Annotated in this window: 10 protein-coding genes; 5 read left to right on the top strand and 5 right to left on the bottom strand. The window is 53.8% G+C overall.

Features of this window, described 5'->3' with window-relative positions; genetic code table 11:
• Window positions 1-23 precede the first annotated feature (23 nt).
• Complete coding sequence (polA, locus tag ACWHWP_RS23520; protein ID WP_447856574.1) at window positions 24-2,816, top strand: DNA polymerase I; 2,793 nt, start codon at window positions 24-26, stop codon at window positions 2,814-2,816.
• A 166-nt stretch (window positions 2,817-2,982) separates the two neighbouring features.
• Window positions 2,983-3,030: a spot 42 RNA, inhibition of DNA synthesis gene (locus ACWHWP_RS23515; protein ID WP_071892919.1), complete on the top strand. Its 48-nt coding sequence runs from the start codon at window positions 2,983-2,985 to the stop codon at window positions 3,028-3,030.
• A gap of 99 nt (window positions 3,031-3,129) precedes the next feature.
• On the opposite strand, the gene yihA is transcribed toward ACWHWP_RS23515, so the two are convergent.
• The gene (gene yihA, locus ACWHWP_RS23510; RefSeq protein ID WP_063431212.1) at window positions 3,130-3,759 is read right to left on the bottom strand and encodes a ribosome biogenesis GTP-binding protein YihA/YsxC; all 630 of its coding nucleotides are present in this window, start codon (window positions 3,757-3,759) and stop codon (window positions 3,130-3,132) included.
• A 577-nt stretch (window positions 3,760-4,336) separates the two neighbouring features.
• On the opposite strand from yihA, the gene yihI reads away from it, so the two are divergent.
• Window positions 4,337-4,855, top strand: a complete 519-nt coding sequence (gene yihI / locus ACWHWP_RS23505) for a Der GTPase-activating protein YihI (RefSeq protein ID WP_059311765.1) — start codon at window positions 4,337-4,339, stop codon at window positions 4,853-4,855.
• 188 nt (window positions 4,856-5,043) lie between these two features.
• The gene (hemN, locus tag ACWHWP_RS23500; protein ID WP_447856572.1) at window positions 5,044-6,417 is read left to right on the top strand and encodes an oxygen-independent coproporphyrinogen III oxidase; all 1,374 of its coding nucleotides are present in this window, start codon (window positions 5,044-5,046) and stop codon (window positions 6,415-6,417) included.
• Between the two features lie 65 nt (window positions 6,418-6,482).
• Here the strand turns inward: hemN and ACWHWP_RS23495 are convergent, their stop codons facing one another.
• From ACWHWP_RS23495 to glnA, 4 genes are all read right to left on the bottom strand, one after another.
• The gene (locus ACWHWP_RS23495; RefSeq protein ID WP_032670298.1) at window positions 6,483-6,593 is read right to left on the bottom strand and encodes a YshB family small membrane protein; all 111 of its coding nucleotides are present in this window, start codon (window positions 6,591-6,593) and stop codon (window positions 6,483-6,485) included.
• Window positions 6,594-6,703: 110 nt separating this feature from the next.
• Window positions 6,704-8,116 (bottom strand): nitrogen regulation protein NR(I), encoded by a 1,413-nt coding sequence (gene glnG / locus ACWHWP_RS23490; RefSeq protein ID WP_063431208.1) that lies wholly within the window; start codon window positions 8,114-8,116, stop codon window positions 6,704-6,706.
• Window positions 8,117-8,127: 11 nt separating this feature from the next.
• The gene (gene glnL, locus ACWHWP_RS23485) at window positions 8,128-9,177 is read right to left on the bottom strand and encodes a nitrogen regulation protein NR(II) (protein WP_014885760.1); all 1,050 of its coding nucleotides are present in this window, start codon (window positions 9,175-9,177) and stop codon (window positions 8,128-8,130) included.
• Between the two features lie 170 nt (window positions 9,178-9,347).
• Entirely contained in the window at window positions 9,348-10,757 is a 1,410-nt protein-coding gene (gene glnA / locus ACWHWP_RS23480) for a glutamate--ammonia ligase (protein ID WP_023333896.1), read from the bottom strand.
• A 378-nt stretch (window positions 10,758-11,135) separates the two neighbouring features.
• On the opposite strand from glnA, the gene typA reads away from it, so the two are divergent.
• Window positions 11,136-12,959: a ribosome-dependent GTPase TypA gene (gene typA / locus ACWHWP_RS23475; RefSeq protein ID WP_023333895.1), complete on the top strand. Its 1,824-nt coding sequence runs from the start codon at window positions 11,136-11,138 to the stop codon at window positions 12,957-12,959.
• Window positions 12,960-13,002 lie beyond the last annotated feature (43 nt).

Below are 13,002 nucleotides of genomic sequence, written 5' to 3'. Positions count from 1 at the left end.
AATTGATTAAAGGCACGGACATTATGGTTCAGATCCCAGAAAACCCTCTTATTCTCGTCGATGGCTCTTCTTACCTGTATCGGGCGTATCATGCGTTTCCTCCTCTGACCAACAGCGCAGGAGAACCTACCGGCGCAATGTACGGCGTGCTGAATATGCTTCGCAGCCTTATTCTTCAGTATCAGCCAACCCATGCGGCAGTCGTTTTTGATGCGAAAGGCAAAACGTTCCGCGACGAGTTGTTTGAGCATTACAAATCCCACCGTCCGCCAATGCCTGACGATCTGCGAGCGCAGATTGAGCCGCTGCACGCCATGGTGAAGGCGATGGGCCTGCCGCTGCTGGCCGTCTCTGGCGTCGAAGCCGATGACGTCATCGGCACGCTGGCGCGTGAAGCTGAAAAAATGGGCCGACCGGTACTGATCAGCACCGGCGATAAAGATATGGCTCAGCTGGTGACGCCGGGTATCACCCTGATTAACACCATGACGAACACCATTCTGGGGCCTGAAGAGGTGGTTACAAAGTATGGCGTGCCGCCTGAACTGATTATCGACTTCCTCGCGTTGATGGGTGACTCCTCGGATAACATCCCTGGCGTGCCGGGCGTTGGTGAAAAAACCGCGCAAGCTCTGCTTCAGGGGCTGGGCGGGCTGGATACGTTATATGCGGAATCGGATAAAATCGCCGGGCTCACCTTCCGTGGTGCAAAAACCATGGCCGGAAAACTGGAAGAAAACAAAGAGGTGGCTTATCTCTCTTATAAGCTGGCAACCATCAAAACCGACGTTGAACTGGAGCTGGGCTGTGAACAGCTGGAGGTACAACAGCCTTCCGCTGACGATCTGCTGACCCTGTTTAAGAAATACGAATTTAAGCGCTGGATCACTGACGTAGAAGCCGGTAAATGGCTGCAGGCAAAAGGGGCTAAACCGGCTGCAAAGCCGAAAGAGACAATTGTTGTTGATGCAGAAGAGCAGGCGGAAGAAGAAGCCGTGGCGCTTTCCTTCGACAACTACGAAACCATTCTTGACGAGTCGCAGCTGATTGCGTGGATCGAGAAGCTGAAAAAAGCGCCGGTCTTTGCCTTTGATACCGAAACCGACAGTCTTGATAACATCTCTGCCAATATGGTGGGCCTCTCCTTTGCCACTGAGCCCGGTCTTGCGGCCTATGTGCCCGTCGCGCACGATTACCTGGATGCGCCGGAACAGCTCTCCCGTGAGCGCGTGCTTGAGCTGCTGAAGCCGATCCTGGAAGACGAGAAGGCGCTGAAGGTCGGGCAAAATCTCAAGTACGACCGCGGCATTTTGCAGAACTACGGCATTGAACTGCGCGGGATTGCCTTCGACACTATGCTCGAATCCTACATTCTGGACAGCGTCGCGGGCCGTCATGATATGGATTCCTTATCTGACCGCTGGCTCAAGCACAAAACGATCACGTTTGAAGAGATTGCCGGTAAAGGGAAAAATCAGCTTACCTTTAACCAGATTGCTCTCGAAGAGGCAGGGCGCTACGCGGCGGAAGATGCTGATGTCACGCTGCAGCTGCACCTGAAGATGTGGCCAAAACTGCAGAAGCATGAAGGACCGCTGAACGTGTTCCAGCATATCGAGATGCCGCTGGTTCCCGTACTGTCCCGCATCGAACGCAACGGCGTGAAGATCGATCCAACGGTGCTGCATAACCACTCCGGTGAGCTCGCCCAGCGTCTGACCGAGCTTGAGCAAAAAGCGCATGAGCTTGCCGGCGAGCCGTTTAACCTCTCTTCGCCGAAGCAGCTGCAAACCATTCTGTTTGAAAAGCAGGGTATCAAGCCGCTGAAGAAAACCCCTGGCGGCGCACCGTCAACTTCTGAAGAGGTGCTGGAAGAGCTGGCGCTGGATTACCCGCTGCCAAAAGTGATTCTGCAGTACCGTGGCCTCGCGAAGCTGAAGTCTACCTACACCGACAAGCTCCCGCTGATGATCAACCCGAAAACAGGCCGCGTGCATACCTCATATCATCAGGCTGTAGCGGCGACGGGGCGTCTCTCGTCAACCGATCCAAACCTGCAGAACATCCCGGTACGTAACGAAGAAGGCCGCCGTATTCGTCAGGCTTTTATTGCGCCCGATGACTACCTGATTGTCTCGGCTGACTACTCGCAAATTGAGCTACGCATTATGGCGCATCTCTCCCGCGACAAAGGTTTGCTGACGGCCTTCGCAGAAGGGAAGGATATCCACCGGGCGACCGCGGCGGAAGTTTTCGGTTTGCCGCTGGACAGCGTGACGAACGAACAGCGCCGCAGCGCTAAAGCGATCAACTTCGGCTTAATTTACGGCATGAGCGCGTTTGGCCTTTCGCGCCAGCTCAATATTCCGCGCAAAGAGTCGCAAAAGTATATGGACCTCTACTTCGAACGCTATCCGGGCGTGCTGGAATACATGGAGCGCACCCGCGCGCAGGCGAAGGAGAAAGGTTACGTTGAAACCCTTGATGGCCGCCGTCTCTACTTGCCGGACATCAAATCCAGCAACGCGGCGCGACGCGCTGGCGCAGAGCGTGCGGCGATCAACGCCCCGATGCAGGGTACCGCGGCGGACATTATCAAGCGCGCAATGATCGCCGTTGATGCCTGGCTAGAAAAAGAGAAGCCTCGCGTGAAAATGATCATGCAGGTACACGATGAACTGGTATTCGAAGTGCACAAAGACGATCTCGACGTCGTATCGAAAAAGATCCACGAACTGATGGAAAGCAGCATGACGCTGGACGTGCCGTTGCTGGTGGAAGTGGGAAGTGGTGAAAACTGGGATCAGGCTCACTAACGCTTCTGCGAAGAACGCGCGTTTTATGTAAGTTTGCAACATAACAACGCGCGTTTTGTGACGATCATTAGAATTCCCTATGTAAAGAATGAAAAAAAACTACAAAAAGTGCTTTTTCTGCAGCACAAAAAGGGGTAGAGTTATCGACGTAGGGTACAGAGGTAAGATGTTCTATCTTTCAGACCTTTTACTTCACGTAATCGGATTTGGCTGAATATTTTAGCCGCCCCAGTCAGTAATGACTGGGGCGTTTTTTATTGCGGCAAAGAAAAAATCAGGGCAAAAAAAAGCGCGGCCATCGCCGCGCTCGGTATTACTCTTCTTCCGCTTCCGTTGCGGGTTCCAGCTCGTTAAACCAGGTATCGAGCTTCTGACGCAGCTTGTCCACGCCCTGCTTTTTCAGCGAGGAGAACGGCTCAACCTGCACATCACCGTTGAACGCCAGTACTGCTTCGCGAACCATATTCACCTGCGCTTTACGCGCACCGCTTGCCAGCTTATCGGCTTTTGTCAGCAGCACCAGCACGGCGATATCGCTTGCTACCGCCCAGTCGATCATCTGCTGATCCAGATCTTTAAGGGGATGGCGAATATCCATCAACACCACCAGACCTTTCAGGCACAGGCGCTTTTCCAGGTATTCACCCAGCGCACGCTGCCATTTGATTTTCATCTCTTCCGGTACCTGTGCGTAACCGTATCCCGGTAAGTCGACAAGGCGTTTGCCTTCTGCCACTTCAAACAGGTTAATCAGCTGGGTACGGCCAGGTGTTTTTGAGGTACGCGCCAGGCTCTTCTGATTGGTCAGCGTATTCAGGGCGCTGGATTTCCCCGCATTGGAGCGGCCAGCAAAGGCCACTTCAATGCCGGTATCAGAAGGAAGGTGGCGAATATCGGGCGCACTGGTGACAAAATGCGTCTGTTGGTAGTTCCAGGTAGTCACGTGGTCGTCTCCAAAATCGTAATCTGAGGGAGATTATACCCGAATGCAGGCAAAAGGCTTTCTGATTACATATGACCTGTAGGCTAAAGCCCCAAACGGTGTGAGAGATCGGCCAGAGATGCTATGGGAGATTTCAGAGAATTCGCAGGCGTTAAAAAATGCAAACTGTTTTAAATCATGAGTTTATTCCCGGGTAATTATCTGAAAATCTCTTTTTATACTGTTTCGTTGCTTGTTAGTTTATGCGAACAAGGTAAAGTGTGCGTCAGGGCGAGGAAGCCATCAGGAAATCGACTTAAGGATTAGGGTCAGGAGCGCCAGGAGGCGAAGACGCAGGATTGTCAGGATGACCAGCGCCTGGAGGCGTTTTAACAGGAAATGGAACCGTATCACGGACGGTATTAGCCAAGGGATAAACAGGGTTTGTTGTTGGCAAACACGGATTGTCTGACCCGCTAAGGGTTGTGAGTCAGGAAAAAAGGCGACAGATTGCTCTGTCGCCTTTTTTCTTTGCTTGCTTTCTGCTAGATTTCGCCGCAATTCTATACTGAAGAAAACGACTTAAAGATAAAACATCATGAAAAAACCAACCTCCGCTGCGGGTGCGAAACGCCCTGCAAAAGCACGCCGCAAAACGCGCGAAGAACTGAACCAGGAAGCGCGCGATCGTAAACGCGATAAAAAACATCGCGGTCATGCTGCGGGTAGCCGTGCCAGCGGCGTTGGTGCAGCGGGCGCTTCTGCAAAAGGCAAACAGCAGAAAGATCCTCGTATCGGCAGTAAAACTCCCATTCCACTGGGCGTGACAGACACCCCGGTCACTAAGCAGCACAAACCAAAGAGCGAGAAACCTATGCTTTCACCGCAGGCTGAGCTGGATTTGCTGGAGAACGATGAGCGCCTGGACGCGCTGCTGGAACGTCTTGAAGAGGGTGAAACCCTGACCGCCGAAGAGCAGTCATGGGTTGATGCCAAACTGGATCGCATCGATGAACTGATGCAGAAGCTGGGCCTGTCATACGACGATGACGAAGATGAAGAAGAAGAAGACGAAAAGCAGGAAGATATGATGCGTCTTCTGAAGGGTGGAAACTAACATTTGCACCCGGCAGGCACGATAGTCCTGCTTATAACCCTTCCGGTTATATGTTATCTGGTGTGGTTATTCGTTAAACTACGGCGGTTGTCGCGGCGACAGAAGTGGCTGCGCACCCGAGTGATGGTCCGCAATAGGGCCGGAACGGGCCGCCGTATACGAACGCGACACCAACGGAAGGAGTGAGCATGTCAGTACCATCTATCGACTGGGATTTGGCCCTAATCCAGAAATATAACTATTCCGGGCCGCGTTATACGTCATACCCCACCGCGCTGGAGTTCTCCGATGCCTTCGGTGAGGATGATTTTCAGCAGGCTGTCGCGCGCTATCCTGAGCGTCCGCTGTCTCTCTACGTCCATATTCCGTTCTGCCACAAGCTCTGCTACTTCTGCGGCTGCAATAAAATCGTTACCCGTCAGCAGCATAAAGCCGACCAGTATCTTGATGCGCTCGAACAAGAAATAGTGCATCGCGCGCCGCTGTTTGCTGGCCGTCACGTCAGCCAGCTTCACTGGGGTGGCGGCACGCCAACCTATCTGAATAAAGCACAAATAAGCCGCCTGATGACCTTGCTGCGCGGCAATTTCAGTTTTAACGACGACGCTGAAATCTCGATCGAGGTCGATCCGCGTGAAATTGAGCTGGATGTGCTGGATCATTTACGTGCAGAGGGCTTCAATCGCCTGAGCATGGGCGTGCAGGACTTCAACAAAGAGGTCCAGCGTCTGGTGAACCGCGAGCAGGACGAAGAATTTATCTTTGCCTTACTCAACCATGCGCGTGAAATTGGCTTCACCTCGACCAATATCGATCTGATCTATGGCCTGCCAAAGCAGACGCCGGAAAGCTTCGCCTTCACGCTGAAGCGCGTGGCCGAACTTAACCCTGACCGCCTGAGCGTCTTTAACTATGCGCATCTGCCGACGCTCTTTGCCGCTCAGCGTAAAATCAAAGATGCCGACCTTCCTTCTGCCCAACAGAAGCTGGATATCCTGCAGGAAACCATTTCCTCGCTGACCGAGACCGGCTATCAGTTTATCGGTATGGATCATTTTGCCCGTCCTGATGACGAGCTGGCCATTGCCCAGCGTGAAGGGGTACTGCACCGTAACTTCCAGGGCTACACGACCCAGGGCGATACCGATTTACTGGGGATGGGCGTCTCCGCTATCAGCATGATTGGCGACTGTTACGCGCAGAACCAGAAAGAGCTGAAGCTCTACTATCAGCAGGTTGATGACACAGGTAACGCGCTGTGGCGCGGCATTGCGTTAACGCGCGACGACTGCATCCGTCGGGACGTGATTAAGGCGCTTATCTGCAACTTCCGTCTCGATTTCAGTGATGTGGAAGCGCAGTGGGGTCTGCACTTCAGCGATTATTTTGCAGAAGACCTGAAGCTCCTGGCGCCGCTGGCGAAAGACGGGCTGGTGGATGTATCGGAGAGTGCGATTGAGGTCACGCCGAAAGGGCGTCTGTTGATTCGTAACATCTGCATGTGCTTTGATGCCTACCTGCGGCAGAAAGCGCGTTTGCAGCAGTTCTCGCGGGTCATTTAAGCCGCATTGATGAAAACGTAGGCCGGGTAAGGCGTAGCCGCCACCCGGCTTTTACGTTCAACTCGCTAGCTAAACAGCCCGACCAGCGCCGCACATAGCACGGCCGCAACGGCGGTTTGTGGCGTGTGGCTTTCAGCGGCTCCGCTAGAGAGCATATTCACTAATGTTTCCAGCATGATGTTCACCCTCAATTTCCGGGCACGATCATACAAAACTTAACGGAACAGTAAAGCGCAAAATAACACCACTTTGCGCTCAATTAATAATCTTTACGCTGCGGTAAAGGTCACTCCATTCCCAGCTCTTTAAGCTTGCGCGTCAGGGTATTACGTCCCCATCCCAGCAGGCGGGCGGCTTCCTGCTTATGACCCTGAGTATGACGAAGCGCGGTGGTTAATAACGTACGCTCCATCTCAGGCTGAGCTTCAGACAGCAGGTTTTGATGACCGGAACGCAGCGCACGGTCGGCCCACTGCGCCAGCAGCGTCGCCCAGCTGTCCGGCAGCGTGTGCCCGGTACTGCTTTCAGGCGCGGTCGCTTCAAACAGCTCGGCCGGTAAATCCTGAATCAACACTTCCTGTCCGGCGGCCATCACGGTTAACCAGCGGCAGGTGTTTTCCAGCTGACGTACGTTGCCCGGCCACGCCAGACGCGTCAGAGCCGCATCGGTTTCCGGGTGAAGCTGTTTGGCTTCCACACCGAGCTCCCGGGCAGCCACCTGCAGGAAATGACGCGCCAGGCGAGGGATATCTTCACGGCGTTCACGCAGCGGCGGCAGATGAACGCGAATCACGTTTAGGCGATGGAATAAATCCTCGCGGAATTTTCCCTCCTGCACGCGTTGCTCCAGGTTCTGGTGGGTCGCAGCGATAATGCGCACGTCCACCTTCACTGGCGCATAGCCGCCCACGCGATAAAACTGCCCGTCGGCCAGCACGCGCAGCAGTCGGGTCTGGACATCCAGCGGCATATCGCCGATCTCATCCAGGAACAGCGTGCCGCCATCAGCCTGTTCGAACCGCCCCTGGCGAATGGTATTTGCCCCGGTAAACGCCCCTTTTTCATGACCGAACAGTTCCGATTCAATCAAATCCTTCGGGATAGCCGCCATATTCAGGGCGATGAAGGGCGCTTTAGCCCGCGGGCTGTGGCGATGCAATGCATGTGCCACAAGCTCTTTACCGGTTCCCGATTCACCGTTAATCAATACGCTGATGGACGAGCGGGACAAGCGGCCAATAATGCGAAACACATCCTGCATTGCCGGCGCTTCGCCGATGATGTCAGTCGTTGGCCCAAAATCGGGCGCGTGGCGCGGCTGTTGCTGCTCCTGATAATGGCTAATCGCGCGCTCAACCAGCGCCACCGCTTCGTCAATATCAAACGGTTTGGGCAGGTAATCGAACGCCCCTTGCTGATAGGCACTCACTGCGGCATCCAGATCGGAATGTGCCGTCATTATGATGACCGGAAGCATAGGGTGGCGTTGTTTGATCTGCTTTAAAAGCGCCAGCCCGTCCATGCCCGGCATGCGAATATCCGACAGGAGAACATCCGGCGTTTTGGTGGTGAGTGCGTCGAGCACTTCGCTGCCGCTCTCAAACGTCGTGCAGCTTAATCCCGCCCCTGTGAGCGCGCGTTCAAGCACCCAACGGATGGAGCTATCGTCATCGACTACCCAGACTATCCCTCGTTGCATAAACGTCACCTTTATTTTTTAATCGGCAGGAAAACCGAAAACTCGGTATGTCCCGGCCAACTGGTAAATTCAATTTTGCCAGAGTGTTGATCGATCAAACTGCGGGCAATGGATAAGCCCAGGCCGGTCCCGCCTTCGCGACCGCTTACCATCGGATAGAACAGGGTGTCCTGCAGATGCGATGGAATACCAGGCCCGTTATCCTCGACGTCGATTCGGGCCGCCAGGCGATAGCGCACGCCGTGTAACGTGAGCTGGAAGGCGGTGCGGGTGCGTAAAATAATCTCGCCCCCTTCCGGCCCCAGCGCCTGCAGCGCGTTGCGCACAATATTCAACAGGACCTGCTCGATCTGATCCGGGTCATGCGCCAGTTCCGGCAGGCTTGGGTCGTAATCACGTACCAGCGTGACGTTCTCCGGCAGCTCCATCGAGACGAGCTTCACCACCCGTTCGGCCACTTTATGGATGCTTTCTGTGACATGCATTCCCGGCTGCTGCGGCCCGAGAAGGCGGTCAACCAGATTACGCAGACGGTCCGCCTGCTCAATGATGACGTTGGTGTACTCCGCCAGAGCAGGGTCGGGCAGCGCCTTGGTCAGAAGCTGCGCCGCGCCGCGTAACCCACCCAGCGGGTTTTTGATTTCATGTGCCAGACCGCGCACCAGGTCTCGGGCGGCAATTTGCTGCGCATGCTGAAGCTGCTCCTGGCTCAGTCGACGCTGATTATCCATCGGCGCCATCTCAAGCAGGATCATACCTTCGGGAAGACGCTGCGCGGTCAGCGACAGGATATGCGAGCGCCCGTCGATCACCAGCGTCACTTCGTTATCCGTGAACCCTTGACCCGCCTGCAAACTTTCCTGCATCAGGCCAATATTCAGCGAAAAATAGCTCAGGAGTTCCGGAAGCGGGGTGCCAAACAGTTTGCGTGCGCTTTGGGCAAGCAACTGCTGCGCCGCCGGGTTGGCGTAATGCACCGCCAGTTCGTCATCGACCAGCAAGATGCTGTTAATCAAAGAATTGAGGATCTGCCCAGCATCGGGCAGCGTGCCAGTTGCCATTCAGCAGTCTCCTGGAGTCGTTTGCACTAATTTAGTGCAGTATAGCGTTTTCGGCGTAAAAAGCGCGTGAGATCAGGTTGTTGGTGGAGAAAAAAGCCCATCCGGAGATGGGCTAAAAGTTTCCACGGCAACTACTCCCGGCGCTTGTCACGCCGGGTAAAACAACTTTATTAAACGCTGTAGTACAGTTCGAACTCAACCGGGTGCGGAGTCATACGTACACGGTCGTTCTCTTCAGTACGCAGGGCGATGTAAGCGTCAATCGCTTCATCAGTGAACACGCCACCGGCAGTCAGGAACTCACGGTCTGCATCCAGAGCCTGGAGGGCTTCTTCCAGAGAGCCAGCAACCTGTGGGATCTCTTTCGCTTCTTCTGGCGGCAGGTCGTACAGGTTTTTGTCCATCGCTTCGCCTGGGTGGATCTTGTTTTTGATACCGTCCAGACCCGCCATCAGCAGTGCTGCGAAGCACAGGTATGGGTTAGCCGCTGGATCCGGGAAGCGCACTTCGATACGACGCGCTTTCGGAGAGGCAACAACCGGGATACGGATAGAAGCAGAACGGTTACGAGCAGAGTAGGCCAGCATCACTGGTGCTTCATAGCCCGGGACCAGACGCTTGTATGAGTTAGTGGTAGGGTTCGCCAGGGCGTTGATCGCTTTAGCGTGTTTGATAACACCACCGATGTAGTGCAGCGCCTGCTCAGACAGACCCGCATACTTGTCGCCAGAGAACAGGTTGGTACCGTTCTTGGACAGAGACATGTGGCAGTGCATACCGGAACCGTTGTCGCCAAACATTGGTTTTGGCATGAAGGTTGCGGTTTTACCGAAACGGTGCGCAACGTTGTGCACAACGTATTTGTAGATCTGAATCTCATCCGCTTTTTTGGTCATGGTGTTGAAGCGAGTTGCGATTTCGTTCTGGCCAGCGGTCGCCACTTCGTGGTGGTGAGCTTCAACAACCAGGCCCATCTCTTCCATGATCAGACACATGGTAGAACGGATGTCCTGTGAAGAATCGACCGGAGGAACCGGGAAGTAACCGCCTTTCACGCCAGGACGGTGACCTTTGTTACCACCTTCGTATTTGGTGGAAGAGTTCCATGCACCTTCGATGTCATCGATAGCCACGTGGGAACCAGAAATTGAAGCGCCGAAACGGATGTCGTCAAACAGGAAGAACTCTGGCTCTGGCCCGAACAGAACGGTGTCTGCGATGCCGGTAGAACGCAGGTACTCTTCAGCGCGTTTCGCGATAGAACGTGGGTCGCGGTCGTAACCCTGCAGAGTGCCTGGCTCGAGGATGTCGCAACGGATGATCAGTGTCGGTTCTTCGAAGAACGGGTCAATGAGCGCAGTGGTCGCATCTGGCATCAGAACCATGTCGGATTCGTTAATGCCTTTCCAGCCACCAATGGAGGAGCCGTCAAACATTTTGCCTTCTTCAAAGAATTCGGCGTTCACCTGATGAGCAGGGATTGTGACGTGCTGTTCTTTACCTTTGGTATCGGTGAAGCGCAGATCAACAAACTTCACTTCATGTTCGTTCAGCATCGTCAAAACGTGTTCAGCGGACATACTTAACTCTCCAGATTGGTCATTGTCGTCGTGGTAACGAGGTCTTCAATTTCTGTTTGTACTGGCTGTCGCCATGTTTTTTTTATAAAGCGAAATCTGTGCCAACTTTTAAAACACCCCAAAAAGGCGTTATCATGCGCACCATAGTGCAAAAGGGCTGCACCACAATGGATTTGTTGCACCAGTATAGTGCTTCAATGTGAACATTGAGCACCATATTGGTGCAATTTACGTTAAAGTGCCCTTTTACCGCTCCGTGAAAGCGATCACAAAGCATCTCTGCAATACTTGTTTGCGGGGGATGTTTGTGATCCTGTTTTGTAGTGCGATTAATCCGTGTACAATAACGCGCTATTTCTAAATGCCTGAGGCAAAGTTGTGATCGAAAATTTGCGTAACATCGCCATCATCGCGCACGTTGACCATGGTAAAACTACCCTGGTTGATAAGCTGCTGCAGCAATCCGGTACGTTTGATGCTCGTGCCGAAACCCAAGAACGCGTGATGGACTCCAACGATTTGGAGAAAGAGCGTGGGATTACCATCCTCGCGAAAAACACCGCGATTAAATGGAATGACTACCGTATCAACATCGTTGATACCCCAGGGCACGCCGACTTCGGTGGTGAAGTTGAACGTGTAATGTCCATGGTAGACTCCGTTCTGCTGGTCGTTGACGCAATGGATGGCCCAATGCCACAGACGCGCTTCGTGACCAAAAAAGCATTTGCCCATGGTCTGAAGCCAATCGTTGTTATCAACAAAGTTGACCGCCCTGGCGCGCGTCCTGACTGGGTTGTTGACCAGGTATTCGACCTGTTCGTTAACCTGGACGCGACCGACGAGCAGCTGGACTTCCCTATCGTTTACGCGTCTGCGCTGAACGGTATCGCAGGTCTGGACCACGAAGACATGGCTGAAGACATGACCCCGCTGTACCAGGCGATTGTTGACCGTGTTCCTGCGCCAAACGTCGATCTCGACGGCACCCTGCAGATGCAGATCTCTCAGCTCGACTACAACAACTACGTTGGCGTAATCGGCATTGGTCGTATCAAGCGCGGTAAAGTGAAGCCTAACCAGCAGGTCACTATCATCGATAGCGAAGGCAAAACCCGTAACGGTAAAGTAGGCAAAGTGCTGACTCACCTGGGTCTTGAGCGTATCGAGAGCGATGTGGCAGAAGCGGGCGACATCATCGCTATCACCGGTCTGGGTGAACTGAACATCTCCGACACCATCTGCGATCCGCAGAACGTCGAAGCGCTGCCAGCCCTGTCCGTTGATGAACCAACCGTATCGATGTTCTTCAACGTCAACACCTCTCCGTTCTGTGGTAAAGAAGGTAAGTTCGTTACCTCTCGTCAGATCCTTGACCGCCTGAACAAAGAGCTGGTGCACAACGTTGCGCTGCGCGTTGAAGAAACCCAGGACGCTGATGCGTTCCGCGTTTCTGGTCGTGGTGAGCTGCACCTGTCTGTTCTGATCGAAAACATGCGTCGTGAAGGTTTCGAAATGGCGGTTTCCCGTCCGAAAGTTATCTTCCGCGAAATCGACGGCCGTAAACAAGAGCCGTTCGAAAACGTGACGCTGGACGTTGAAGAGCAGCACCAGGGTTCTGTAATGCAGGCACTGGGCGAGCGTAAAGGCGACCTGAAAAACATGAATCCAGATGGCAAAGGCCGCGTACGTCTCGACTACGTGATCCCAAGCCGTGGTCTGATCGGCTTCCGTTCAGAGTTCATGACCATGACCTCTGGTACCGGTCTGCTGTACTCCACCTTCAGCCACTATGACGACGTTCGTCCGGGCGAAGTAGGCCAGCGTAACAACGGCGTGCTGATCTCCAACGGTCAGGGTAAAGCGGTTGCGTTTGCGCTGTTCGGTCTGCAGGATCGCGGTAAGCTGTTCCTGGGTCACGGTGCTGAAGTTTATGAAGGCCAGATCATCGGTATTCACAGCCGTTCTAACGACCTGACTGTAAACTGCCTGACCGGTAAGAAACTGACCAACATGCGTGCGTCCGGTACTGACGAAGCAACGGTTCTGGTTCCACCTATCAAGATGACCCTGGAGCAAGCTCTGGAATTCATCGATGACGACGAACTGGTAGAAGTGACTCCTCAGTCAATTCGTATCCGTAAACGTCACCTGACCGAGAACGATCGTAAACGTGCAATGCGCGGTGCGAAAGAAGAGTAATACGGTCAATCCGTAGTAAAAAAAGCCGCTGATATCAGCGGCT

Source organism: Enterobacter sp. WI-ESBL-E8 (assembly GCF_053364895.1).
The sequence above is the reverse complement of the archived record's forward strand: the minus strand, read 5'-3'. Positions and strand labels throughout refer to the sequence as shown.

Bases quoted from the DNA above. Each gene is read 5' to 3' on its own strand.
- glnG (WP_063431208.1), bottom strand. From the start codon at position 8,116: ATGCAACGAGGGATAGTCTGGGTAGTCGATGACGATAGCTCCATCCGT.
- glnL (WP_014885760.1), bottom strand. From the start codon at position 9,177: ATGGCAACTGGCACGCTGCCCGATGCTGGGCAGATCCTCAATTCTTTG.
- yihI (WP_059311765.1), top strand. From the start codon at position 4,337: ATGAAAAAACCAACCTCCGCTGCGGGTGCGAAACGCCCTGCAAAAGCA.
- polA (WP_447856574.1), top strand. From the start codon at position 24: ATGGTTCAGATCCCAGAAAACCCTCTTATTCTCGTCGATGGCTCTTCT.
- glnA (WP_023333896.1), bottom strand. From the start codon at position 10,757: ATGTCCGCTGAACACGTTTTGACGATGCTGAACGAACATGAAGTGAAG.
- ACWHWP_RS23495 (WP_032670298.1), bottom strand. From the start codon at position 6,593: ATGCTGGAAACATTAGTGAATATGCTCTCTAGCGGAGCCGCTGAAAGC.
- hemN (WP_447856572.1), top strand. From the start codon at position 5,044: ATGTCAGTACCATCTATCGACTGGGATTTGGCCCTAATCCAGAAATAT.